The sequence below is a fragment of the Streptomyces sp. NPDC048352 genome (genome assembly GCF_040651895.1).
Classification (GTDB): Bacteria; Actinomycetota; Actinomycetes; order Streptomycetales; family Streptomycetaceae; genus Streptomyces.
Genome location: NZ_JBEZKZ010000047.1, coordinates 33421 through 57028 on the forward strand (window position 1 = coordinate 33421; position 23608 = coordinate 57028).

General features: G+C 72.2%; 26 protein-coding genes. 10 read left to right on the forward strand and 16 right to left on the reverse strand.

Annotated features, from left to right (window positions below; all coding sequences use genetic code 11):
- Positions 1-114 precede the first annotated feature (114 nt).
- Positions 115-2799 carry a pyruvate dehydrogenase (acetyl-transferring), homodimeric type gene (gene aceE / locus AB0D45_RS22965; RefSeq protein ID WP_361599907.1) on the forward strand — a complete coding sequence of 895 codons (2685 nt, stop codon included), beginning with the start codon at positions 115-117 and terminating at the stop codon, positions 2797-2799.
- A 119-nt stretch (positions 2800-2918) separates the two neighbouring features.
- A complete protein-coding gene (locus AB0D45_RS22970; RefSeq protein WP_361599904.1) occupies positions 2919-3440 on the forward strand; it encodes a DUF4240 domain-containing protein in 522 nt (173 codons plus the stop codon).
- On the opposite strand, the gene AB0D45_RS22975 is transcribed toward AB0D45_RS22970, so the two are convergent.
- Entirely contained in the window at positions 3434-4204 is a 771-nt protein-coding gene (locus AB0D45_RS22975) for an SDR family oxidoreductase (RefSeq protein WP_361599901.1), read from the reverse strand. The genes AB0D45_RS22970 and AB0D45_RS22975 overlap by 7 nt on opposite strands.
- Before the next feature lie 86 nt (positions 4205-4290).
- Here AB0D45_RS22975 and AB0D45_RS22980 point away from each other — a divergent pair, with 86 nt between their 5' ends.
- A complete protein-coding gene (locus tag AB0D45_RS22980; RefSeq protein WP_361599898.1) occupies positions 4291-4944 on the forward strand; it encodes a TetR family transcriptional regulator in 654 nt (217 codons plus the stop codon).
- Positions 4945-4988: 44 nt separating this feature from the next.
- Here the strand turns inward: AB0D45_RS22980 and AB0D45_RS22985 are convergent, their stop codons facing one another.
- Together AB0D45_RS22985 and glnA are read right to left on the reverse strand one after the other, a co-directional pair.
- The gene (locus AB0D45_RS22985) at positions 4989-5258 is read right to left on the reverse strand and encodes a hypothetical protein (RefSeq protein ID WP_361599895.1); all 270 of its coding nucleotides are present in this window, start codon (positions 5256-5258) and stop codon (positions 4989-4991) included.
- Positions 5259-5410: 152 nt separating this feature from the next.
- Positions 5411-6820, reverse strand: coding sequence for a type I glutamate--ammonia ligase (glnA, locus tag AB0D45_RS22990; RefSeq protein WP_007263729.1), 1410 nt, complete (start codon positions 6818-6820; stop codon positions 5411-5413).
- Positions 6821-7005: 185 nt separating this feature from the next.
- Between glnA and AB0D45_RS22995 the strand changes: the two genes are divergently transcribed.
- Positions 7006-7473 (forward strand): RDD family protein, encoded by a 468-nt coding sequence (locus tag AB0D45_RS22995; RefSeq protein WP_361599891.1) that lies wholly within the window; start codon positions 7006-7008, stop codon positions 7471-7473.
- 165 nt (positions 7474-7638) lie between these two features.
- Here AB0D45_RS22995 and AB0D45_RS23000 read toward each other — a convergent pair whose 3' ends face one another.
- The 5 genes from AB0D45_RS23000 to AB0D45_RS23020 all read right to left on the reverse strand — a co-directional run bounded on the left by AB0D45_RS23000 (position 7639) and on the right by AB0D45_RS23020 (position 10974).
- Positions 7639-8337: a DUF4191 domain-containing protein gene (locus tag AB0D45_RS23000; RefSeq protein WP_361599888.1), complete on the reverse strand. Its 699-nt coding sequence runs from the start codon at positions 8335-8337 to the stop codon at positions 7639-7641.
- A 10-nt stretch (positions 8338-8347) separates the two neighbouring features.
- Entirely contained in the window at positions 8348-8545 is a 198-nt protein-coding gene (locus AB0D45_RS23005; protein ID WP_267035224.1) for a hypothetical protein, read from the reverse strand.
- Positions 8546-8772: 227 nt separating this feature from the next.
- The gene (gene lipA / locus AB0D45_RS23010; RefSeq protein ID WP_361599884.1) at positions 8773-9738 is read right to left on the reverse strand and encodes a lipoyl synthase; all 966 of its coding nucleotides are present in this window, start codon (positions 9736-9738) and stop codon (positions 8773-8775) included.
- 111 nt (positions 9739-9849) lie between these two features.
- Positions 9850-10647 (reverse strand): lipoyl(octanoyl) transferase LipB, encoded by a 798-nt coding sequence (lipB, locus tag AB0D45_RS23015; protein ID WP_361599881.1) that lies wholly within the window; start codon positions 10645-10647, stop codon positions 9850-9852.
- A 108-nt stretch (positions 10648-10755) separates the two neighbouring features.
- Positions 10756-10974, reverse strand: a complete 219-nt coding sequence (locus tag AB0D45_RS23020; protein ID WP_361599946.1) for a hypothetical protein — start codon at positions 10972-10974, stop codon at positions 10756-10758.
- A 233-nt stretch (positions 10975-11207) separates the two neighbouring features.
- Between AB0D45_RS23020 and AB0D45_RS23025 the strand changes: the two genes are divergently transcribed.
- The gene (locus tag AB0D45_RS23025) at positions 11208-12647 is read left to right on the forward strand and encodes a regulator (RefSeq protein WP_361599878.1); all 1440 of its coding nucleotides are present in this window, start codon (positions 11208-11210) and stop codon (positions 12645-12647) included.
- A 121-nt stretch (positions 12648-12768) separates the two neighbouring features.
- Here AB0D45_RS23025 and AB0D45_RS23030 read toward each other — a convergent pair whose 3' ends face one another.
- The 3 genes from AB0D45_RS23030 to AB0D45_RS23040 all read right to left on the reverse strand — a co-directional run bounded on the left by AB0D45_RS23030 (position 12769) and on the right by AB0D45_RS23040 (position 15818).
- On the reverse strand, positions 12769-14043 hold the full coding sequence (locus AB0D45_RS23030; protein ID WP_361599875.1) for an NAD(P)/FAD-dependent oxidoreductase: 1275 nt from the start codon (positions 14041-14043) through the stop codon (positions 12769-12771).
- Positions 14044-14205: 162 nt separating this feature from the next.
- Positions 14206-15096 carry a TIGR01777 family oxidoreductase gene (locus AB0D45_RS23035; RefSeq protein ID WP_362461988.1) on the reverse strand — a complete coding sequence of 297 codons (891 nt, stop codon included), beginning with the start codon at positions 15094-15096 and terminating at the stop codon, positions 14206-14208.
- 35 nt (positions 15097-15131) lie between these two features.
- Positions 15132-15818, reverse strand: a complete 687-nt coding sequence (locus tag AB0D45_RS23040; protein ID WP_361599870.1) for a VIT family protein — start codon at positions 15816-15818, stop codon at positions 15132-15134.
- 76 nt (positions 15819-15894) lie between these two features.
- Between AB0D45_RS23040 and AB0D45_RS23045 the strand changes: the two genes are divergently transcribed.
- The gene (locus AB0D45_RS23045) at positions 15895-16980 is read left to right on the forward strand and encodes a PP2C family protein-serine/threonine phosphatase (protein WP_362461991.1); all 1086 of its coding nucleotides are present in this window, start codon (positions 15895-15897) and stop codon (positions 16978-16980) included.
- 8 nt (positions 16981-16988) lie between these two features.
- The gene (locus AB0D45_RS23050; protein WP_362461994.1) at positions 16989-17900 is read left to right on the forward strand and encodes a nuclease; all 912 of its coding nucleotides are present in this window, start codon (positions 16989-16991) and stop codon (positions 17898-17900) included.
- Positions 17901-17946: 46 nt separating this feature from the next.
- Here the strand turns inward: AB0D45_RS23050 and AB0D45_RS23055 are convergent, their stop codons facing one another.
- Entirely contained in the window at positions 17947-18204 is a 258-nt protein-coding gene (locus tag AB0D45_RS23055; protein WP_361599861.1) for a hypothetical protein, read from the reverse strand.
- A gap of 107 nt (positions 18205-18311) precedes the next feature.
- Here AB0D45_RS23055 and AB0D45_RS23060 point away from each other — a divergent pair, with 107 nt between their 5' ends.
- A complete protein-coding gene (locus AB0D45_RS23060; RefSeq protein ID WP_362461997.1) occupies positions 18312-18692 on the forward strand; it encodes an ArsC/Spx/MgsR family protein in 381 nt (126 codons plus the stop codon).
- Between the two features lie 31 nt (positions 18693-18723).
- On the opposite strand, the gene AB0D45_RS23065 is transcribed toward AB0D45_RS23060, so the two are convergent.
- Together AB0D45_RS23065 and AB0D45_RS23070 are read right to left on the reverse strand one after the other, a co-directional pair.
- Positions 18724-19086, reverse strand: a complete 363-nt coding sequence (locus AB0D45_RS23065) for a DUF4180 domain-containing protein (protein ID WP_362462000.1) — start codon at positions 19084-19086, stop codon at positions 18724-18726.
- Positions 19087-19141: 55 nt separating this feature from the next.
- A complete protein-coding gene (locus AB0D45_RS23070) occupies positions 19142-19978 on the reverse strand; it encodes an alpha/beta hydrolase (RefSeq protein WP_362462002.1) in 837 nt (278 codons plus the stop codon).
- 65 nt (positions 19979-20043) lie between these two features.
- Between AB0D45_RS23070 and AB0D45_RS23075 the strand changes: the two genes are divergently transcribed.
- Positions 20044-20478, forward strand: coding sequence for a MarR family transcriptional regulator (locus AB0D45_RS23075; RefSeq protein ID WP_361599849.1), 435 nt, complete (start codon positions 20044-20046; stop codon positions 20476-20478).
- Here AB0D45_RS23075 and AB0D45_RS23080 read toward each other — a convergent pair.
- Entirely contained in the window at positions 20468-20962 is a 495-nt protein-coding gene (locus AB0D45_RS23080; RefSeq protein WP_362462006.1) for an ATP-binding protein, read from the reverse strand. The genes AB0D45_RS23075 and AB0D45_RS23080 overlap by 11 nt on opposite strands.
- 196 nt (positions 20963-21158) lie before the next feature.
- On the opposite strand from AB0D45_RS23080, the gene AB0D45_RS23085 reads away from it, so the two are divergent.
- Positions 21159-21968 carry a helix-turn-helix transcriptional regulator gene (locus tag AB0D45_RS23085; protein ID WP_362462009.1) on the forward strand — a complete coding sequence of 270 codons (810 nt, stop codon included), beginning with the start codon at positions 21159-21161 and terminating at the stop codon, positions 21966-21968.
- Positions 21969-22251: 283 nt separating this feature from the next.
- Here the strand turns inward: AB0D45_RS23085 and AB0D45_RS23090 are convergent, their stop codons facing one another.
- Positions 22252-23166, reverse strand: a complete 915-nt coding sequence (locus AB0D45_RS23090; protein WP_362462012.1) for a GDSL-type esterase/lipase family protein — start codon at positions 23164-23166, stop codon at positions 22252-22254.
- Positions 23167-23608: the final 442 nt, after the last annotated feature.

A 23608-nucleotide genomic window follows, 5' to 3' on the forward strand; every position in this document is an offset into this window, starting at 1 on the left:
TCGATCAGCGATTTACAGTCACTGCGGACCCCACCCGGGTCCAATGACCCTGTCCTGCCCGTCAGGGTTCTCTTCACCACCTCCTCTCCTTTGTCCGGAAGGCGGCGCACACCGATGTCCGACCCCGTAGGAAAGCTTCCGAGCGAGCTCGACCAGCTCCCGGACCGCGACACCGAAGAGACCGCCGAATGGGCGGCCTCCCTCGACGCCGTCGCCAAGGCCGCCGGTACGCGCCGCGCCGAATACCTGCTCCGCCGCACCCTCCAGCACGCCGAGGCCGCCGGCCTCGCCCTGCCGAAGCTGCTGGAGACGGACTACGTCAACACCATCCCCACCTCCGCCGAGCCGGCCTTCCCCGGTGACGAGGAGATGGAAGCGAAGATCACCGCCTGGAACCGCTGGAACGCGGCCGCCATGGTGACCCGCGGCTCCAAGTACGGCGTCGGCGGCCACATCGCCACCTTCGCCTCCGCCGCGTGGCTGTACGAGACCGGCTTCCAGCACTTCTTCCGCGGGAAGGAGGCCGACGGATCGGGCGACCAGCTCTACATCCAGGGCCACGCCTCCCCCGGCATCTACGCCCGCGCCTTCCTCGACGGCCGGATCTCCGAGCAGCAGCTCGACAACTTCCGCCAGGAGTCCGGCGGTAACGGCCTGCCGTCCTACCCGCACCCGCGGCGCCTGCCGTGGCTGTGGGAGTTCCCGACCGTCTCCATGGGCCTCGGCCCGCTCTCCGCGATCTACCAGGCGCGCTTCAACCGCTACCTGCAGAACCGCAGCATCAAGGACACGGCCAACTCGCACGTCTGGGCCTTCCTCGGCGACGGCGAGATGGACGAGCCCGAGTCGACCGCCGCCCTGGCCCTGGCCTCCCGCGAGCAGCTCGACAACCTGACCTTCGTCATCAACTGCAACCTGCAGCGCCTCGACGGCCCGGTCCGCGCGAACTTCCGCGTGGTCCAGGAGCTGGAAGCGCAGTTCCGCGGCGCCGGCTGGAACGTCATCAAGACCCTGTGGGGCTCCGCCTGGGACGAGCTGTTCCAGCTCGACACCACGGGCGCCCTGGTACGCCGCCTGCGCGAGGTACCGGACGCGCAGTTCCAGACGTACGCGACCCGCGACGTGGCCTACATCCGCCAGCACTTCTTCGGCGTCAACGCCGAGCTGGTGCAGCTGGCCGGCGTGCTCTCCGACGCGAAGATCGCCGAGTGCTTCCACACCTCCCGCGGCGGCCACGAGCCCCGCAAGGTCTACGCCGCGTACAAGGCCGCCCTGGAGCACAAGGGCGCGCCGACGGTCATCCTCGCGCAGACCGTCAAGGGCTACACGCTGGGCGCCGGGTTCGAGTCGAAGAACGCGAACCACCAGATGAAGAAGCTGACGATCGACGAGTTCAAGGACATGCGCGACCTCCTCGGCCTCCCGATCCCGGACAGCGCCTTCGCCGACGGCCAGGTCCCGTACGGCCACCCGGGCGCGGACAGCCCCGAGGTGCAGTACCTGAACGAGCGCCGCGCGGCCCTCGGCGGCCCCGCGCCGGCCCGCAAGGTCCACCACGTGGCCCTGCCCGCCCCCGCGGACCGCTCCTTCGCCCCGCTGCTCAAGGGCTCCGGCAAGCAGGAGATGGCCACCACCATGGCCTTCGTCCGCCTCGTCAAGGACCTGATGCGGGACAAGGAGACCGGCAAGCGCTGGGTGCCGATCGTCCCCGACGAGGCCCGCACCTTCGGCATGGAGTCCCTCTTCCCGTCGGCCGGCATCTACTCGCCGCTGGGGCAGACGTACGAGCCGGTCGACCGCGACCAGCTCATGTACTACAAGGAAGCCAAGGACGGCCAGATCCTCAACGAGGGGATCACCGAGGCCGGCGCCATGGCCGACTTCATCGCCGCCTGCACGTCGTACGCGACGCACGGCGAGCCGATGATCCCGTTCTACATCTTCTACTCGATGTTCGGCTGGCAGCGCACCGCCGACCAGATGTGGCAGCTCGCCGACCAGCTCGGCAAGGGCTTCATCGTCGGCGCCACCGCCGGCCGCACGACCCTGACCGGTGAGGGCCTCCAGCACGCGGACGGCCACTCGCACCTGATCGCGTCCACGAACCCGGCGTCGCTCAACTACGACCCGGCCTTCGCGTACGAGATCGCGGTGATCGTCAAGGACGGTCTGCGCCGGATGTACGGCGAGAAGCCGGAAGACGTCTTCTACTACCTGACGGTCTACAACGAGCCGAAGCCGCAGCCCGCGATGCCCGAGGGCGTCGAGGAAGGCATCCTCAAGGGCCTGTACCGCTTCAACACGGCGGCGGACCTGGCGGAGGCGGCCCCGGCCGCCGACGCCCCGAAGATCCAGCTGATGGCCTCCGGCACGGCGATCCACTGGATCCTGGAGGCGCAGCAGCTGCTCGCCGCCGACTGGAACGTGGCCGCCGACGTCTGGTCCGCCACGTCCTGGGGCGAGCTGCGCCGGGACGCGCTGGAGTGCGACGAGGCGCTGCTGCGCGGCGAGGTGCGCACCCCGTACGTCACGCGTGCGCTGGAGGGCGTCACCAGCCCGGTGCTGGCCGTCTCCGACTGGATGCGCCAGGTCCCGGACCAGATCAGCCAGTGGGTCGAGCAGGACTACACCTCGCTGGGCACCGACGGCTTCGGCCTCTCCGACACCCGCGAGGGCGCCCGCCGCCACTTCGGTGTCGACGCCCAGTCGATCGTGGTGGCCGCGCTGGCCCAGCTCGCCCGCCGCGGCGAGGTCCCGGCGTCCGCCGTCAAGGAGGCCCGGGAGCGCTACGGCCTCTGAGCCGTACGCGACCGACCGAACCCGCCGAAGGCCGGTGCCCACCCCCCAAAGGGGTCGGACACCGGCCTTTGGCCGTATGAGCGGTGGCGGCGCGGGGGGCGACCCGTGATGCTGGAGCGGTGATGGACGAGACGGAGTTCTGGGAGATCGTCGACCGTACCCGCGAGGCCGCCGAGGGCGACCCCGAGGAGCACGCCGAGCTGCTCGTGGAGCGGCTGGCGCAGCTCGACCCCGACTCCGTGCTGGACTTCGCGCGACACTTCGAGTCCCGGTACAACCGGGCGTACACCTGGGACCTGTGGGGCGCCGCGTGGGTGCTGCTCGACGGCGCGAGCGACGACGCGTTCGACTACTTCCGGTGCTGGCTGATCGGGCAGGGCCGGGAGGTCTTCGAGGGCGGGGTCCACGACCCGGACCAGCTGGCGGAGCTGCTGGGGGAGTTCGACGAGGAGATCGACGGGGACGGCGAGGAGCTGGGATACGCGGCCGACGAGGCGTACGAGCAGCTGACCGGGGCGGTGGCCCCGGATCTGGGCGTCCCGCTGCAGGCGGAGGAGCCGGAGGGCACCCCGCTGGACTTCGAGAACGAAGCCGTGCTGGCGGAGCGCTTCCCCCGGCTCTGGGAGCGGTTCCGTCAGTAGTGCGTGCCGCCGTCGATGCGGATCTCGGTGCCGGTGATGAAGGCGCCGTCCTCGGAGCCCAGCATGGCGACGACTCCGGCCACGGTCTGCGGGCCGGCGAACCCCTGGCCCAGGGCGGGGGCGAGCTTGGCGAACAGGCTCCAGTCGGTGTCCTCGGGCAGGCCGGGGCCGGTGCCGGTGGTCATGCCGCTCTCGATGGAGCCGGGGGCCACGGCCACGAAGCGCAGGCCCTGCTTGCTGTACTCGGCGGCCAGCGCGTGGGTCATGGACTGGATGCCGCCCTTGCTGGCCGCGTAGGCGGACATGTAGGGGTGCGCGAAGCTGGCCGAGGTGGAGCTGAAGTTGACGACGACGGGCTGCTCGCCGGCCAGCAGCGCGGGGAGCGACTCGCGGATCATCAGGAAGGTGCCGGTCAGGTTGACCGCGATGACCTGGTTCCACAGGTCGAGCGTGGTCCGGTGGGTGTGCCCGGAGCGCAGGATGCCCGCGGCGTTGACCAGCACGTCGATGCCGGTGAGGGCGTCGACGGCGGCGGCGACTCCCGCCTTGACCGCTGCCTCGTCGGATATGTCCAGGGCGGCGGTGGTCAGGCGGGCGCCATGGCCGTCGGCGGCCGCCTGCTCGGCCGTGGCCTTCAGGCCGGCCTCGTTCACGTCGACGGCGTGGACGCGGCCGCCCTCGGAGAGAATGCGGTGGGCCGTGGCCCGGCCGATGCCCGAGCCGGCACCGGTGATGAGGACGCGACGTCCTTCGTAACGGTTCATGGGGGGAGCGTACCGAGTACGTGACACGTTTTGCCAGACTGGCATCAATTGCAATCGCCAGCGAGCCCTGGCGGTAGGCTTCCCCCGTGAGATCACCTCGCCCGTACTCCCCGCAGAGCGGCCCCGGAACCCAGTCGCTGACCGAGCGCCGCAAGGCCGCCACCCAGCTGGACATCGCCCGCGCCGCCTGCGAGCTCTTCGCCGCGCACGGACCCGACGGCACCACCGCCGAGGACATCGCCCACCGCGCGGGGGTCGCACTGCGCACGTTCTACCGCTACTTCCGCAACAAGCAGGAGGCCGTGGCCCCGCTGCTCGCGGGCGGCGGCGACGCGTGGCGCGCCCTGCTCGCCGAGGAGCACCCCGGCACACCGCTCGCGGAGGCCCTGGAGCGCGCGGTGACCCGCTCCCTCAGCGACTCCAAGGCCGTCGAGGAGGGGCTGGAGGTCACCCGCGGCCTGCTGCGCGCGGCCGCTTCGGACGAGGCCCTGCGGGCCGTCTGGTACCGGGTGAACCAGGACTCCGAGGAGCGGCTGGTCCCGGTGGTGGCCCGGCTGGCCGGCCCGGAGGCGGACCCCATGTCGGTACGCCTGCTCGCGGCGGCCGCCACGGACGCGATCCGCGTCTCACTGGAGCTGTGGTCCGCCGGCGAGGGCCCGGTCTCGGGTCCCGGCTCCCCCGCGGACCTCGCCGTCCGCGCCCTGCGCGAGCTCACCGGCGCGATGCCCCTGCTCCGCTGAGACGCGGGGCAGGGGCATCGGTGGAGGGCCTGAGGTGCGGCGGGTCAGCGCCAACCGCCCCAGTCGCCGTGGTCGTGCCAGCCGGCGTTGTCCCAGTTGCCCCAGTCGCTGTCGTTCCAGCCGTGGTCGTGGTCGTGCCAACGACCGTTCCCACCGCAGTCGTCGTCGTGGTTCCAGTTGCTGGAGTGCCGGTGGTCCGAGCGCGAGTCCCAGCCGCCGCCGCCATCGTGGGCGGAGGCGTTGGCGACCGGCAGCAGACCCAGCGTGAGCCCCGCGGCTCCGGCGACAACAGCTCCAACGATCCTACGGCGCATTTCCATGCACCTCCGAACATGTCTGGCTTATCGGGCATTTACTTCCCTATCAACCGTTGCGCGGCCAACCCGGGCTGTCAAAAGCAGAAGGCCCCCGCCCCTCTCCGAAGAGAGCGGCGGGGGCCTCCCCTGCCTGTGCTGACCTGGACTTCTTACAGGTCGAAGTACAGCTCGAACTCGTGCGGGTGCGGGCGCTGCGCGATCGGGGCGATCTCGTGGGTCCGCTTGTAGTCGATCCAGGTCTCGATCAGGTCCGGGGTGAAGACACCGCCGGCGAGGAGGTACTCGTGGTCCTCCTCCAGGGCCTTGAGGACGTCCTCGAGGCTGGTCGGGACCTGCGGGACGCTCGCGTGCTCGTCGGGCGAGAGCTCGTAGAGGTCCTTGTCGATCGGCTCCATCGGCTCGATCTTGTTCTTGATGCCGTCGAGGCCCGCGAGGAGCAGGGCCGAGAAGGCCAGGTACGGGTTCGAGGACGGGTCCGGCGCGCGGAACTCGACGCGCTTGGCCTTCGGGTTCGAGCCCGTGATCGGGATGCGCATGGCGGCGGAGCGGTTGCGCTGCGAGTACACCATGTTGACCGGCGCCTCGAAGCCCGGCACCAGGCGGTGGTACGAGTTCACCGTCGGGTTGGTGAAGGCGAGCAGCGACGGGGCGTGCTTGAGGATGCCGCCGATGTAGTAGCGGGCGGTGTCCGACAGGCCCGCGTAACCGGCCTCGTCGTAGAAGAGCGGCTCGCCGCCGGCCCACAGGGACTGGTGGACGTGCATGCCCGAGCCGTTGTCACCGAAGATCGGCTTCGGCATGAAGGTCGCGGTCTTGCCGTTGCGCCAGGCGACGTTCTTCACGATGTACTTGAAGAGCATCAGGTCGTCGGCCGCGGCGAGCAGCGTGTTGAACTTGTAGTTGATCTCGGCCTGGCCACCGGTGCCGACCTCGTGGTGCTGGCGCTCGACCTGGAGGCCCTGGGCGTCCAGCTCGAGGGAGATCTCGGCGCGCAGGTCGGCGAAGTGGTCGACCGGGGCTACGGGGAAGTAACCACCCTTGTAGCGGACCTTGTAGCCGCGGTTGTTCTCCTCGGAACCGGTGTTCCAGGCGCCGGCCTCGGAGTCGATGTGGTAGAAGCCCTCGTTCGCGGAGGTCGCGAAGCGCACGCTGTCGAACACGTAGAACTCGGCCTCGGGGCCGAAGAACGCGGTGTCGGCGATGCCGGTGGAGGCGAGGTAGGCCTCGGCCTTCTTCGCGATGTTGCGCGGGTCGCGGCTGTAGGCCTCACCCGTGATCGGGTCGTGGATGAAGAAGTTGATGTTGAGCGTCTTGTCCTTGCGGAACGGGTCCAGGCGCGCGGTGGTGATGTCGGCACGCAGCGCCATGTCGGACTCGTGGATCGCCTGGAAGCCGCGGATCGAGGAACCGTCGAAGGCGAGCTCCTCCGCCGGGTCGAACGCTCGCGCCGGGATGGTGAAGTGCTGCATCACACCAGGCAGGTCGCAGAAGCGGACGTCGACGAACTTGACGTCGTTCTCCTCGATGTACTGCTTCACTTCGTCGGCGTTCTTGAACATCCAACTCCTCCTACTCCCGGTCCCGGGGCAGGGACGGGCTTTATAGCTCGTGGTGCGTCAGTGCGGTGCCGCACGCTGACCCGACCATAAGCAGACGGGATTTCCCAAGCATGACCCATTTGTTTCGCACAAGTTAACCAGGGTCCGGTCCAGGTGCCGTGGAGGAGCACCGGTACCGTGGTGGAGTGGACAACAGGCAAGCAATCGGTTCCTGGCTCTCCGGGCCCCGCGCGGCCGCCGAGGAGATGGGCGTCGACTTCGGCTATCCGGGCCAGCGGCTCGGCCTGCCCCGGTCGGGCCCGGGCTCCGCGGCCCGCTTCGGACGCCGGCTCGGCGCCGTCGTCATCGACTGGATCGGCTGCCAGCTGATCGCGTACGGGCTCATCACCCACGGCGACCTGGCCGCGGCCGGGAACTGGACGCTGGTGCTGTTCCTGTCCCTGACCCTGCTGACCGTGGGCACCGTGGGCTTCACCCCCGGCAAGCGGATCCTCGGCCTCCGGGTGATCGCGCAGGACGGCGGGCGCCTCGGGATCCTGCGCGTGATGCTCCGCACCCTGCTGCTGGCCCTGGTCGTCCCCGCGCTGGTCTGGGACCGCGACGGGCGCGGGCTGCACGACCGCCTGGCGGGCGCGGTGCAGGTCCGGCTCTAGCGGCCCGCGAGCGGCTGGGCGTACGGACGGGCACCGGAGGCGGAAGCCGTCCCGCGCACCCCGTCTCGTATACACATGCGCGTGCACACCCACTCCGTATACGCACAGGGGCGCCCCCGAGCCGGATGGCATCGGGGGCGCCCCTGGTGCGTACGAGGAGTGCGGTCAGCGCATCTTTCCGCCGCGCGGCATGCGCATGCCCTTGGGCATCGGGCCCTTCGGGACCGGCATGTTGCTCATGAGGTCGCCCATGGCCCGGAGCTTGTCGTTGACCTGGGTGATCTGCGGGCCGGTCAGGACGCGCGGCAGCTTCAGCAGCGTCGTGCGGACCTTCTTCAGCGGCACCTCGCCCTCGCCGGTGCCCACGATGAAGGTGTGGACCGGGATGTCGGGCATGATCCGGGCCAGCTTCTTCTTCTCGGCCGCGAGCAGGGTCTTGACCCGGTTCGGGTTGCCCTCCGCGATCAGGACGACGCCCGCCTTGCCGACGGCCCGGTGGACGATGTCCTGGTTCCGGTTCATCGCGACGGCCGGGGTGGTCGTCCAGCCCCGTCCCACGTTGTCCAGTACGGCCGCGGCCGCGCCCGGCTGCCCCTCCATCTGCCCGAAGGCAGCCCGCTCGGCCCGCCGCCCGAAGACGATCGCCATCGCGAGGAACGCCACCAGGAGGCCCAGGATGCCCAGGTAGACCGGGTGGCCGATCAGGAAGCCGATCGCAAGGAGTACGCCGAAAGCGACGATTCCCACGCCCGCGACGATCAGACCGACCTTCGGGTCGGCCTTGCGCGTCATCTTGTACGTCAGGGCGATCTGCTTCAGTCGCCCGGGGTTCGCAGCAGTCTCTGCGTTTGACTTCCTCGCCATAGGGCGAAGTTTACGTGTCCTGCGGGGTCCGGGTCGCCGCGGCCTCGAGTACGTGCTCGGTTTCCACGCGGTCCTTCGCCCGGCGGCGGTCCTCCAGGACGGCCGTCCAGGCGTTGCGCCGGGCACCGCTCATGAGCAGCGATTCCAGGCCGCGGAAGGCCTCACTGAAGGACGGGATGGCGATGGCGCGGACTGGCGCGGCCTGCATGATGTCGACCCCTACTCTCACTGCTCGCATCAAGGACGTGTGCGGTGCGTGGATCCAGCGTCACTGACTGGTGTTACCAGGGTGTGGCCGGTCGGTCAAATGTGATGGACACGTTGCAAACAACGGCGCGGCCCGCCGGGCTCCTCACACGAAAAGAGCCTAGGGGCCGCGTCGACGCGGTGTTACCGATTGGTAGGTATTGTGCGTGACTTCACACGCACACAGAGTCAGCCGGCGGCGCCGGACCCGAGGGCGGCGCGCTTCTCCATGGCCTGGTTGTACAGGCGTCCGGCCCGGTACGAGGAGCGGACCAGCGGGCCGGACATCACGCCGGAGTAGCCGATCTCCTCGGCCTCCTTCGCCAGCTCCACGAACTCCGCCGGCTTCACCCAGCGCTCCACGGGGTGGTGGCGGGGCGAGGGCCGCAGGTACTGGGTGATGGTGATGAGCTCGCAGCCGGCCTCGTGCAGGTCCTTCAGGGCCTGCGAGACCTCCTCGCGCTCCTCGCCCATGCCGAGGATCAGGTTCGACTTGGTGACCAGCCCGTACGCGCGGGCCTTGGTGATCACCTCGAGGGAGCGCTCGTAGCGGAAGCCGGGGCGGATCCGCTTGAAGATCCGGGGCACGGTCTCGACGTTGTGCGCGAAGACCTCGGGCCGGGAGGCGAAGACCTCCTCCAGCAGCTCCGGGACCGCGTTGAAGTCGGGGGCCAGCAGCTCGACCTTGGTGTGGCCGCCCTCGCGGCCGGCCGTCTGCTGGTGGATCTGGCGCACGGTCTCCGCGTACAGCCAGGCGCCGCCGTCCGCCAGGTCGTCGCGGGCGACGCCGGTGATGGTGGCGTAGTTCAGGTCCATGGTGACCACGGACTCGCCGACGCGGCGGGGCTCGTCCCGGTCCAGGGCCTCGGGCTTGCCCGTGTCGATCTGGCAGAAGTCACAGCGCCGGGTGCACTGGTCGCCACCGATGAGGAAGGTGGCCTCGCGGTCCTCCCAGCATTCGTAGATGTTCGGACAGCCGGCTTCCTGGCACACCGTGTGCAGTCCTTCGCCCTTCACCAGGGCCTGCATCTTGGTGTACTCGGGACCCATCTTCGCCCGGGTCTTGATCCACTCGGGCTTGCGCTCGATGGGGGTCTGGCTGTTGCGGACCTCCAGGCGCAGCATCTTGCGTCCGTCGGGTGCGACTGCGGACACGACCGGCTCCCTGTGACTTCGATTCTTCGGCGTCCACCAGGGTACGCCCGTAAATTCGTACGCTCTTACGTCCGCCAACCGGGGGCCGGCCGGACGCATTCCCGCGCGCGGCTAGGCCCCGGCGGCTTCGATCTCCCGCGGCCTCAGCTCGGCGTGCTCCAGCACGTCCTTCAGGTGCCGTTCCACGACCGGCAGCACCTCCGCGATGGTGACCTCGCGGCCCAGTTCGTACGAGAGCGAGGTCACACCGGCGTCCCTGATGCCGCAGGGGATGATCCGGTCGAACCAGGTGGCGTCCGGGTTCACGTTCAGGGAGAAGCCGTGCATCGTGACGCCCTTGGCGACGCGGATGCCGATGGCGGCGAGCTTGCGGTCCTCGCGGCGCTGGCCGGCGTTGGACGGGGCGTACTCGGGGCCGTTGAGTCGGGCGTCGAACTCCTCGTCGTGCAGGCGGGGGTCGAAGTCCAGGGAGAGGCCGCCTATCTTCGGCCGCTCCTCCACGGGGTCGCCGAGCACCCAGACGCCGGAGCGGCCCTCGACCCGGGTGGTCTCCAGACCGAAGTCGGCGGCGGTGCGGATGAGGGCGTCCTCCAGGCGGCGTACGTGGGCGACCACGTCGACGGGGCGGGGCAGCTTCATGATCGGGTAGCCGACCAGCTGGCCCGGGCCGTGCCAGGTGATCTTGCCGCCGCGGTCCACGTCGATCACCGGCGTGCCGTCGAGGGGGCGCTCGCTGGGGTCGGTGCGCCGGCCGGCCGTGTAGACCGGCTCGTGCTCCACCATCAGGCAGGTGTCGCCGATCTCGTCGGCGAAGCGGGCCGCGTGCACCCGGCGCTGCTCTTCCCAGGCCTCGGTGTACTCGACGGATTCCGGCCCGAAGCCCAGATGGACAAACCGAAGCTCAGTCACCGCAGCGCCTCCTCGTTGAACCTGCTGTGTGCACGTATCGCACCCGGTCAAGAGTACGGCCGCCCGCGCGCGGCCCCCCGGGCCCCCGGCAGCGGGCCCATGAGCCCGCTACCTGCCCGGCTCCGGGAGCGGCCCCGGCAGCTGCGGGGGGCGCCTGCGGCCGGCGGGCGGCCGGTCCGGGTCCTGGTCGGCCCCCGGCAGCTCGCGGTGGCCCTCGGAGTGGTCGTTGACCCAGCCGCACACGCCGCACGCGTAGCGCCCGTCGAGTCCCGCGATGTGGGTGCCGCAGCGGCGGCACTCCGCCTCGGTGAGCTCCGGAGCGGGCAGCGGAGCGGTGGACGGCGCGTACGGGTGGGGGACGTGGGTCCCCTGGGGCCGGCGGGTCATGGGGCGCAGCGTACGCGGACCGGGTGGGTCGGTCCGTAAAGAGCCCTACGCATTCTGCACACGATCGGATGAATGTGGGGCAGAGAGGGCGGTGTGAGGGGAGTTGGCCGCTACATTCACGCCGTTCACAGGGCCGGGACTCCGGTCCGTCACGTACGGAAACCGTGGAGCCGATGACCGAACGACCTGCCCAGCGTGTCCCCAACCGGCAGCTCGCGGCACTGATCGCGGAAGCCGGGTTCTCGAACGCCGGGCTCGCCCGCCGTGTCGACCAGCTCGGGCTGGAGCACGGTCTGGACCTGCGGTACGACAAGACGTCCGTGACCCGCTGGCTGCGCGGCCAGCAGCCCCGCGGGACCACCCCGGCGCTGATCGCGGAGGTCTTCACCCGGCGCCTGGGGCGGCGGCTGTCGGCGCAGGATCTGGGCCTCGACGCGTGCGCGCCCGTGTACGCGGGGCTGGAGTTCGCGGCGACCCCGGAGGAGGCCGTGGACATCGCGAGCGGGCTGTGGCGCAAGGACTCCGGCTCGCACGCCGAGCTGCGCAAGATCGCCTTCACCCCGGCCGGCCTCGTGGTGCCCAGCCGGGACTGGCTCATCGGACGGCCCGACGAACGCGTGGGGCGCGGCGCCGACCCCGCCGCCCACCGGGTCCCCGCCCAGGGCCGCGCCACCGTGCCCCGCCAGCGGCAGATCGACCGGGGGCCGGGGCAGCGGGTGACCAGCGGGGACATCGCCGCGCTGCGCTCGGTGAGCGACCTGTTCCGGACCCTGGACCACACCTACGGCGGCGGGCACGCCCGGCAGGCCCTGGTGCGGTACCTGGAGCACGAGGCGGAGCCGATGCTGCGCGGCACCTACGGCGAGACCACCGGGCGGCGCCTGTTCGCCGCCGCCGCCGACCTGACCCGCCTCGCGGGGTGGACCTCGTACGACATCGCGGCGCACGGCCTCGCCCAGCGGTACTTCGTCCAGGCGCTGCGCCTGGCGCAGGCCGCCGGGGACCGGCAGTACGGGTCCTACGTCCTGATCACCATGAGCCGCCAGGCCGTCTACCTCGGGCACGGCCGGGAGGCGGTGCAGCTGGCCCGGGTCGCCCAGCAGGGCGTGGGCTCGGGGCCGCCGCCGGTGGTGCAGGCGCTGCTGCACGCCTCGGAGGCGCGGGGGCACGCGGTGCTGGGCGAGGTGCGGGCGGCGACGGCCTCGCTGGTGCGGGCCGAGCGGGCGCTGGGCGCGGCCAGGCCGGGCGACGACGTACCGCACTGGGCCCGGCTGTTCGACGAAGGGCAGCTGGCGGACGAGTTCGGGCACTGCCACCGCGACCTCCAGCAGTACCGGGCCTCCGCCCAGCACGCGGAGCGCTCCCTCCAGCTGCGGGCGCCGGGCTTCGCGCGCTCGCGGCTGTTCTGCCGGGTGGTGCTGGCCACCGCCCGGCTGGGGCTGGGCGAGCTGGACCAGGCGTGCGCGCTGGGGGCGGAGGCGGCGCAGCAGGCGATGGAGATGCGGTCGGTGCGCGCGGTGGAGTACGTACGGGACTTCGAGCGGCGGCTGGAGCCGTACCGGGACGCGGCGGCGGTGCGGACGTACCGGGACCGGGTGTCGGCACTGAGCTGACGCCGGCGCGCCGGGCGGCTCGGGCTGCTCCGGCGCCGGGCGGCTCGGGCGCAGCCGGGCGGCTCCGGCGCGCCGGGCAGGCAGGGGCGGGGCCCGGTCCGCGGGGACCGGGCCCCGGCGTTCAGGCCGCCGCCGGAAGGACCTCCTCCGGTTGGGCCGGGAGCGGGATGCCGAAGTCGCGCAGCAGAGCGGTGGCGGCGCGGCGGGCGGAGTGCAGGGCGCCCTGGACGGTGTTGGAGTCGCGGTGGTCCCCGCAGACGTAGAGCCCGGCCAGGACCCGTACCGCCCGCTGCCGGTCGTGCGGCGGGGGCATGGCCGGGACGGCCTCGGGGGTGTGATGGACGGCCAGCAGCTCCCAGTCCCGCGTCGAGGTCCCGTAGAGCCGGGCCAGGCGGGACGCGACCGTCCGGGCGGGCGGTGGCGGGCCGTGCACGGTGGTGGTGACCAGGCTGCGGCCGGCGGGTGCCCGGGTGGGGTCGACCGCGCTCATCACGGCGGTGTGGGCCAGCGGCCACTTCGGATCGGCGTCCAGGAGCAGCGAGCCGTCCCAGGGCAGGGGCGCGGGGGTCGCGTGGTGGATGACGGTGACCTCGTGGAAGGCCGGCACCCGCAGCCCCGGGAGGAGTTCGGCGGCGGCCCGGGCGCCGGTGGCGAGGACGACGGAACGGCAGGCGAAGTCCCCGTGCTCCTCGGTGGTGACGAGGTTGGTCGCCACCGAGCGCACCCGGATGCCGGTGCGGATCGTGCCGGGCGGCAGGGCGGCCGCGAGCAGGTCCGGAAGGGTGGCGGCGCCGCCCTCGGGCACGGCGAGGCGGCCCCGGGCGAAGGTGCGCAGGGCGAGGTCCGCGACGCGGCTGGAGGTGGTGAGGTCCGGGTCGCGGAGCAGGGTGGACAACAGGGGGCGCAGGACGCCGGACACGGTGCGCGGGGGCAGGCCCCGGGAGCCGAGGGCGGCCAGGGCGGTGCGCTCGGGCCGGGCGAGCACCCGTTCCAGGGGCAGCGCCGCGAGCCGGCCGAGCGCGGCGCTGAAGCGGGCCTGGTCGAGGGAACCGCTGGCGAGGGCGCGGGCGGGGGTGAGGGCCCCGGCCCGCTGCTGCCTGCCGTCGGCGCCGTGCACCAGCACGCCGGGGGCGAAGGGGCGCAGGGCCAGCCCCCCGAGGCCCGGGGTGCGGGCGGGTTCGGTGTACGAGGTGTTGAGGAGCTGGCCGACCCGGTCGAGCCGGAACCCGTCGGCGGATGCGGTGGCCATGCGGCCGCCGGGGTCGTCGGCGGTCTCCAGGACGCTGACGGTGACCCCTGCCGCGATCAGGTGCTGCGCTGCCGCGAGTCCTGAGACTCCGGCTCCTACGATGACGACGTCCGCGTGATGTGCGGCATGGTGTGAGCTGCTGAGCACGTGCCCCTCCCCGAGGTCGGCGCGGCTGTGTGGGGTTCCTCCTTCCCCCAACCGGCTCCGGGAGAACCCGAGTCCGGGTGGGGATTGCGCACAACTCCGGTCGCACAGCGGTCGCACACGGGTCACGAACGGTCGCACACGGTCGATCCGGTGCGCCTGCGGTTACGCGAGGGCCGCTCTGATCGACTCCTCGATGCCCGGGTACCGGAAGGCGAACCCCGACTCCAGCAGCCGGGCGGGCCGCGCCCGCTGACTGCCCAGCACGTCCTGGGACAGCTCGCCGAGCACCAGGCGCAGGGCGGGCGCGGGGACGGCGAACGGGGTCGGGCGGCGCAGCACGCGGCCCATGGCGGCGGTGACCTCACGGTTCGTCAGGGGCTCGGGGGCCGTGAGGTTGAAGGGGCCGGAGAGGGTGGGGGTGTCGACGAGGTGCCGCAGGGCGGCGACCTCGTCGTAGATCGAGATGAACGACCAGTACTGGCGGCCGCTGCCCAGCCGGCCGCCGAGGCCGGCCCGGAAGAGGGGGAACATCCGCCCCCAGGCCCCGCCCCCGGGGGCGACCACCAGCCCGGTGCGGGCGAACACGGTCCGGATCCCTGCCTCCCGGGCGGGGGCGGCGGCCGCCTCCCACTCGACGCAGACGGAGGCCAGGAAGCCGGTGCCGGCGGGCGCGGACTCGTCGACGGGCCGGTCGCCGGTGTCGCCGTAGTACCCGACGGCGGAGCCGCAGACCAGCACGGGCGGCGGGGCGTCGAGGGCGGCGAGCGCCCGGGCGACGGCGGCGGTCCCGAGCACCCGGCTGTCGCGGATCTCCTTCTTGTACGCGTCCGTCCACCGGTGGTCCCCGACCCCGGCCCCGGCGAGGTGCACGACGGCGTCGCACCCGCGCAGCCCGTCGGGGTCGACGTAGCCGGCGCGGGGGTCCCACCGCGCCTCGCCGGGGGCGGCGGGGGCGCGCCGCACGAAGCGGACGGTGTGGTGCCCGTCGGCGTGGAGGGAGCGTACGAGGGCCTGTCCGATGAGTCCGGAAGCTCCGGTGATGGCGATCCGCATGGGGCCAGTGTTCCCCCTCGTGGTGCGGGGCGGGGTCAGCGGCCGAGCCAGGTGCCCACCGCGTACGTGACCCCCATGGCGAGGGCCCCGCCCACCACGTTGCGCAGGACCGCCCTCGGCGGCGGCGCCCCGCCCAGCCTCGCGCTCACCACCCCGCACAGCGCCAGCGCCACCAGCACCGCCACCACCGTCACGGGCACCCGCTCCGACGCCCCCGGCAGCACCACCGCCAGCAGCGGCAGCAGCGCCCCCGCCGTGAAGGCGACCAGGCTGGCGAACGCCGCGTGCCACGGGTTCGCCAGCTCGTCCGGCTCGATGCCGAGCTCCACCCGCGCGTGCGCCCGCAGCGCGTCCCGCTCCGTGAGCTGTTCGGCGGCCTCCCGGGCCAGGTCCCGGCTCAGGCCGCGCGCGGCCAGCAGCTCCGTCAGCTCGTCCAGTTCCGCTTCCGGCTCCTGCGCCAGTTCCCGCCGCTCCAGCTCCAGGGCCGCCCGCTCGGAGTCGCGCTGGGAGCTGACCGACACGTACTCCCCCGCCGCCATCGACAGCGATCCCGCGAGCAGTCCGGCCACGCCCGCCGTGAGGATCGCGGCGCGCGAGGTGGTGGCGCCGGCGACACCGACGACCAGGCCCGCGGTGGAGATGATCCCGTCGTTGGCGCCGAGCACTCCCGCCCGCAGCCAGTTCAGCCGGGTGCTGATCGCCGCGCTCTGCGTATCCGTCACCGGTCCACTGTCGCGGTCCGCGGCCGCCGGGGCCACCCGGCGTGCGCGGCCCGGGCCGCCGTACCAGGGTGGAGGGGTGAGACGCGGACGGCAGGAGCCGGGCTGGCTGCAGGGGGCGCCGCCACCGCGCTGGGCCCGGATCGCGCCCGCGGTGGCGATGGTGGCGCTGTGTCTGACCCAGTGGACCACCCGCACGGAGGAGCTGGGCTACTTCCTGGCCGCCCTGCCCGCCGTGGCGGCCTTCTCGTACGGGGCCGCCGGCACCGCCGTCTTCGGGGCGCTCGTGCTGCTCCTGCTGGGCATCCCCGAGCTCGGCGTGGGCAACGCCCGCGGGACCGACCTGGCCACCGTGGCCACCGTCGGCCTGCTCAGCGTGGTCATCGCCTGGGTACGGCGGCGCCGGGACGCCCAGCTGGTCAGCGTGCGCACGGTCGCCGAGGCGGCCCAGATGGCGGTGCTGCCGCCGGTCCCGGAGCGGGTGGGGCGGGTGCGCTGCTCCGGGCTGTACCGGGCGGCCCAGCGGGGCACGCTGGTCGGCGGCGACCTGTTCGACGTACGGGCCGGGCCGTACGGGGTCCGGGCGGTGGTGGCGGACGTCCAGGGGCACGGGCTGGCGGCGGTCGGGACGGTGGCCTCGCTGCTCGGCGCGTTCCGCGAGGCGGTGCTGGACGACCCGGCGCTGGCGGCGGTCGCGGCCCGGCTGGACCGCAGGCTGGCGGCGGACGCCGCCGCGGAGTCCGTGGCGCATCCGGAGCTGTTCGCGACGGCCCTGCTGCTGGAGTTCCCGCCGGAGCGGGACCTCGTACGGGTCGTGTCGTGCGGGCATCCGCCGGTGCTGCTGCTGCGGGACTTCGCGGCCACCGAGCTGGCCGTGGAGCCGGGGCCTCCGCTGGGTCTGGGGCTGACGGGGCCCGCCCTTCCGGCCGTGGCCGAGCTCCCGCTGCTGCCGGGCGACCGGCTGCTGGCCCACACGGACGGGGTCACGGAGGCGCGGGACACGGCCGGGAACTTCTACCCGCTGGCCGTCCGGGTGCCGGTGCTGGCGAACGACCCCGAGGGCCTGGTCCCGGCGGTGTGGCGGGACCTCGCGGCCTTCACCCGGGGCGGCCCGGGCGACGACGTGGCGCTGCTGCTGCTGTCACTGGACGCACGAGATCCGTAGGAGCGATCATGTCCATGTTGATCATCAGGGGAACGTTCAGGGCAAAGGACCTCCAGCCGGACGGCGACACCATCGCCTTCACCCCGGACGACGTGGCGGACTGGCGCCTCGTCCCGGGCGCCCACCAGGTCCTGCCGAAGGCCGACGGGCGCGCGTCCGTCCGCCTGGAGGGCATCGACGCGCTGGAGACCCACTACGGCGACGACGAGTCGGGAGTCCAGCACCAGCCCCTGGGTCTGGCGCACCGGGCCGCGGACGAGCTGCTGAAGTGGCTCAACTTCAAGGACTTCCACCGTGACGAGAAGGCGCCGAAGGAGAGCGACCGGGAAAGCGTCGTCCTCTGCGTTCCCGAGACCGTGCCCGGCTACATCCTCACCCGCGGCACGGACGTCTACGGCCGGTGCGTGGCCCTGGTCGGCCGCGGCAGGCCGCCGGTGCTGGGCGGCTACGAGATCGACGTGGACGTGGAGCAGCTGACCAAGACCGCCAACCACCACCTGGTCAGGCAGGGACTGGCCTACCCGGCCTTCTACAGCGGCTTCCCCGACCACCTGCGCAACGCGCTGGCCGTCGCCGCTCAGGAGGCGAAGAGCGCCCCGCCCGGGAAGAGGGGCGTCTGGGACGCCGACGTGACCACTTCGGGGTTCAAGGTGACCGGCATGGCCTCGCTCACCGCCGACGACGGTGCCGTGATCCTCCCGAAGCTGTTCCGCCGACTGAAGGACTACCTGGACCTGGACCTGCACCTGGAGGGCGCGCCCCTGGCCTGCCTGCCCGCCTTCCTCGCCGGCGCCGGTGACACGTACTACCTCCAGGGGACGGCCGAGCGGCTCACCGGCCTGCAGGGCATCGTGGTCACCGACGGCGAGACCGTGCGGATGACGCGACCGGTCGAGGAGATCACCTTCGACGAGGCCTGAGCGGGGCCGGCCGGCGCGCGGGCCGGCCGGCCGTCCTGCCGGTGCGTCAGCCGGCGTGGGCGGTGATGAAGGCGCGGACCATCCGGCAGGTGAGGTTGGACGGGCGGTGGATCCCCACGCGCACCGCCATCGTCCGTATCTTGCGGTTGGTGGCGCGCTTGGCGTCGTACGTCCCCGTGTCGAGCAGGGAGATCGCCAGCCGCATCGCCTTCAGACGGCGGTTGTGGCTCTCGTACCACTCGCGGGGCAGGCCCGCCGGCAGCGGCTTCTTCTTGGGCATCGAAATGATCGCGGCAGCGGCCATCTACAGCCTCCCAAACGGTAGTTGGCTTCCTGTCGTTCTCCCTCGATTTTACCGGGGGGCACTGACAGAAGCCCCTGGCCAGACGGAGTCTGGCTACGCTTGCGGGCATGGAGATCTGGATCAACCCCGCCTGTTCCAAGTGCCGGAGCGCGCTGACCCTGCTGGACGCGGAGGGCGCCGAGTACACCGTCCGCCGCTACCTGGAGGACGTACCGTCCGAGGACGAGATCCGCGCGGTGCTGGGCCGCCTCGGGCTGGAGCCGTGGGACATCACGCGCACCTCCGACGCCCTGGCGAAGGAGACCGGCGTACGGGACCTGCCGCGCGAGGCGACGGATGAGGCGCGCGGGCGCTGGATCGCCCACCTGGCCGCCCACCCGAAGCTCATCCAGCGCCCGATCATCACCGCCGAGGACGGCACGGCCGTGGTCGCCCGCTCGGAGGAGGCCGTCCGCGACGCCCTCTCCCGCACGGCCGGGCCCGCGTAGCACGGGGCCGGCCGCGGGGGGGTACGGGCCTTCAGCCCGCCAGCCGCTCCCGCAGCTGCCGGAGGTCGGTGAGGAACCAGGTCTGGCGCCCGCGGTTGCATTCACGGACGAAGTCCCGCAGGGCCGGACTGGCCTCCTCGTGGGCGGATATGTCGCCGAGGACCACGAGCCCCACGCGATAGGTGACGAACTTCTGGACGATCTCGCCGGCGACCCGTGTCCGCAGCCGGAAGAAGTCGTCGCCGAACCGCTCGACGGGGATGACGACCCACTGGGCGCCCGACCAGGCGGCGTTGCCCACCAGGTCGGTCACGTCACCCTCACCGCCGATCGGCTCCCCCTCCGGGTCGCACAGCAGGACGGGCACGTCGTTGATCGTCTGCACGTTGCTCATGGAGATCGAGGCTAGGGACTTGCGGCGGCGCGGTCGAGGCAATTGCGGCCGGAGGTCAGGGAGCCAGCCGGAGGGCGATCTCCTGGGCCGCCGTCAGCGGCAGCGCGTGGTGCGAGACGCCGGGCAGTACGCCGACCCGTGCGCCCGGCAGGGCCTCGCGCGCGACCCGGGCCGCCCGGGCGGGATCGTGGCAGCGCGCCCGCCCGGCGAACAGCACCTCCACCGGCAGCTCCCGCAGCCCGGCGAGGTCCGGCCGCGGGCCGGTGACCGGCCGGACGGTGGGGAAGCGGGCCGTCTCCGCCTGGAGCCGCGTCCAGGCGGGGTCGAGCGGCACCCCGCCGGTCTCCCAGGCCAGGAAGGACCGGATCCGCGCCGGGGTGGGCCGCACCAGCATCGGCAGCGCCCGCAGGACGTAGCCGGGGCGCAGCCCGGCGAACACCTGCGTGGGGTCGAGCAGGACGAGCCGGTCCAGCCGCCCGGGCCGCCGCGCGGCGAGGTGGGCGGCGATCCAGGCCCCGTACGAGTGCCCGGCGAGGGTGACGGGCCCGCCGCCGGGGGCGTCGAGGCCGTCGAGCAGCGCGTCGAACCACTCCACGAGGTCCCCCACCGACCGCACCGCCCGCCCGGGCGCGGGGACGCTGAGCCCGGGCTCTCCCACCAGGTCAACGGCGTGCACCCGCCGGCTCCGGGCCGGCCCGGCCGCGACACACGCACCCCACACGGTGGAGGTGGCCCCGCCGCCGGGCAGCAGCACCAGCGGCGGCGCCCCGGCGGGACCGACGCTGTTGACGCGGGTGACTCCGTACGGCGTGGGCACCTCGACGGCCTCGACGGGACCGGGCCACCGGTCGAGGACCCCGTCGTAGGCGGCGCGGAAAGACGTCCGGGACATGGCTGGCTCCAATGCCTCGCTGGGCGATAATCTCGCTGAGCGAGGGATCTTAGGCCGGAGGCGATGTGGACGACAACCTTGGACTGGTGCACCTGCTGCGCGCGGTGACCGTCGAATTCGGGCTCCGGCAGGCGGAGTTCGCCGCCGCCAACGGCATGCACCCGACCGACGTACGGGCCCTGGTCTGCCTGCTCGACGCGGCCCGCGCCGGCGAACCGGCCACGGCGGGCCTGCTGGGCACCCGGCTCGGCCTCAACTCGGCGGGCACCACGGCGGCGATCGACCGCCTGGAGCGCCTCGGCCACGTGGAACGCACCCGCGACCCCGGCGACCGCCGCCGCGTCCTGCTCCGGGTCAGCCCGGAGGCGGTCCGCCTGGGCCAGGAGTTCTTCGGCCCCATGCTGAACGGCGTCCTGGACGCCCTCGCAGCCCTCTCCCCCACCGAACGCGACACCATCCGCACCTTCCTGACGGCGGCCCGGGAGGCCTTCACCCCCTGAGGACGCACTCGGCCCACACGGTCTTGCCGACCACCCGGTCCGCCACCCCCCAGGCGGCGGCGACGGCCCCGAGGATGGGCATCCCGTACCCGCCCGCCCGCACCCGGGGCCGCCGGTCCCCCCGCCCGTCGGACACCTCGACGCGCACCACCTCGCCGAGGCGGGTGACCCGCAGCTCGAAGTCCCGCCCCTGCACCCGCCCGTGCGTCACCGCGTTCGCGGCCAGCTCGGCGATGACGAGCCCGACGTCGTCGGCGTCCCGGCTCCCGTGCGGAACCCCCCAGGCGTGCAGCTGCACGAGGGCCAGATGCCGCGCGAGGCGCGCCCCGCGCGGGGTGGCGCTGAACCGCTGCACGAAGACGAACCCGCGCAGGGCGGCATCCAGCCCGGTCACCAGGTCCCCCCAGGCCCGGCCGAGCTGGGGGAGTACACCGGCGAGCCACTCCGTGTCGTCGTCGGCGGGGGCGCCCGTCGCGTCATGCATGACATTCCACCATTCGTTCGAGTGCTCAATCACCTTCCGTGAGGCCAGAGTTACGGAGACGGAGCTACGATCGAAAGCGCTTGGGGGACCGATCTGCGCTTTGGTCGGCGTGGCATATTCCGGCCCGCGTGACCTGCGAGAACGCCCCGGAATCCGGCCGTGACCAACAGCATGGGAACTGGGAAGGGGGGCGTCTGTGGACTCGGATCCACGCCGCCGATTCGCCGAGGAACTCAAGAGCGCCCGGGAGCTGTACCCGGAACGCCGCCTGACCCAGACGGACCTGGCCCGCCTGGCGCGCACCTCGAAGAGCACGATCAGCCGCCTGGAGTCGGGCAAGGGACCGATCCCACCGGAGCTGCCGGCGGTGCTGGACCAGATCTTCGGCACGGACGGGGTGTTCAGGCGGCTGGACGAGGAGATGGCCATCCGGTCGTCCCGAGCCATCCACCGCAGAAGGAGGGAAGTGGAACGGTCTGCGTCCGCCGTGTGGGAGTGGTCCCCGACGCTCGTCCCAGGCCTGCTTCAGACCAGCGGTTACGCCCGCGCCCTGCTCAGGGTGGGCGCTCCTGTCGCAGACGAGGAGCAGCTGACGGCCATGACCCGCGCCCGTCTCGCCCGCCAGGAAATACTGCAGGGTCCCCGCCCGCCCCACCTCCGCGTCGTGCTGTGCGAGTCGGTGATCCTCCGACGCTTCGTACCGGCTCCGGAGATGTGGGAGCAACTCGCAGCCCTCGTCTCCCACAGCGAGCGGCCGACCACGAGCATCCGCATCCTGCCGCTGAACGCGGAACCGAACCTGTTGATCGATGTCCCTCTATCCATCCTGACTTCCCCGACGCATGTGCAGTCCGTGTGCATCGACTCTTACCGCACGGCACGGATCATCACGGAACCGGAGGACGTGCGAGATGCGGTGCGAGCCTTTGGAGACCTCGAAGGCGAGGCCCTTCCAGCGCAGCAGAGTGTGGAACTCATCAGAAGGCAGATGGCAAGCCTGACCTGAACAGCCCCACACCTCGGCGGCGTCACGGCGGCCGGCTGACCCTGGACCGCATCACAGCTGGTGTGGGGGTTTCCCGTCAGTCCCATCGTCGTTCCGTGTCGGGCCGGTCCCTCAAGGGCGCTCCCTTCGGTCGCGTCGCTACGCGATGGCCTTCGGCCACCCTTGACCGACCGACCCGCCCCGGAAAGCCGAAAGACTGCCGGGAAGCCCCCAAAAGAACGGTCACCAGGGACAGGTCCGAGGAGCGGGTCCCTCAGGGACGAGGCGAGGGGTCAGGGGCCGGTCAGCGGGTGTGGGCGGTGAGGTGGTGGTACAGGGCCTGGTGACCGGTCGGGGTGGGGTGGATGCCGTCGAGGAGGAGGTCCGGCTTGTCGCGCAGGGGCTCCCACATGTCGACGAAGTCGACGTGGTTCTCGTCGCACCAGGCCCGCAGGGATGCGCGCAGGGCCAGGGCCCGTTCCCGGGTGAAGCAGAGGCCCTCGTAGTTGCTGGTGCGCTCCTCGTCCAGCCAGATCGGACCCAGGACGACGAGCCGGGCGTTGTGCGTGTGCGCTGCGGCAGCGAGGTTCTGGAGAGCGTCCGCGATGGGTGCGAGACCGTCGGGGAGGGCGGAGTCGTTGATGCCTGCGGCGACGACGAGGGTGTCAGGCCGGCGGGGGGCCAGCAGGGTGGGCGTCTGCTCACTGACGTCTGCCAAGGTGATGCCGGGTATGGCCAGGTTGAACACCCGGTGGTCGGTCTCGTTCTCGGCTATGTGGGCCGAGGCCAGGTGGGACGCCCATCCTCCCTGCGGGTCACAACGGCCGTAGGCGATGCTGTCGCCCACGATCACGATGCGCGCCGACGGGCGCAGCGGCTTCGCGTCCAGATAGGCCCAGGCGCTCTCGCCCGATGCGAGGACCACCCGTCGACGGATGTAGTCGTCGACCTCGTAGGCGTCGGCTGCGGCGAGTTCGTGGTCGGTCAGATGGAGAACGGCTCCCTCGACCACGGCACCGATCTTGCGCTCCAGGGTCAGGTGCACGTCGAGGCCACTGGCCGCGATCACCTCGGGATCGGTGATCTTCAGCGGCCTGGTCGTGTACCCGGCCAGCGACGCGGGAAAGCTGGGCACGGTCTGGCCGAAGAGGGTCTTCTGGACCTTCGGGTCCATCAGCGTGCCGAAGGAGAAGAGGACGTGGGGGCGGGTCTCGCTCACGATAAGGCTTTCTTCAGGGATTGATCAGCTGTGTTGATCAAGGTAGCCGCCGGACGCCAAGCAGACGCGCCCGTCGGTGCCGGATGTGGTCCTGATCAACGTCTGGTGCGGGTACCAGCCCCAGACGGCCGCCGGACGCCAAGCAATGAGGAGCGCGTAGCGATCTGTCGCGCCCATCGGCTTCCCGCGCTGCCCTGGTCGCTGTCCGGTACGGGTGGGGCCGGGCCCCCGGTCCTGGGCACCGGATATGGGGCCCGGATGCCCGGCAAGGCAACGCCCGGCCCCTCGCCTCATCCCTGAGAGACCCGCTCCCGCCTGTCCTCCCCAGTGACCGTTCTTTTGGGGGTTTCCCGGCAGTCTTTCGGCTTTCCGGGGCGGGTCGGTCGGTCAAGGGTGGCCGAAGGCCATCGCGAAGCGACGCGACGAAGGAGCGCCCTTGAGG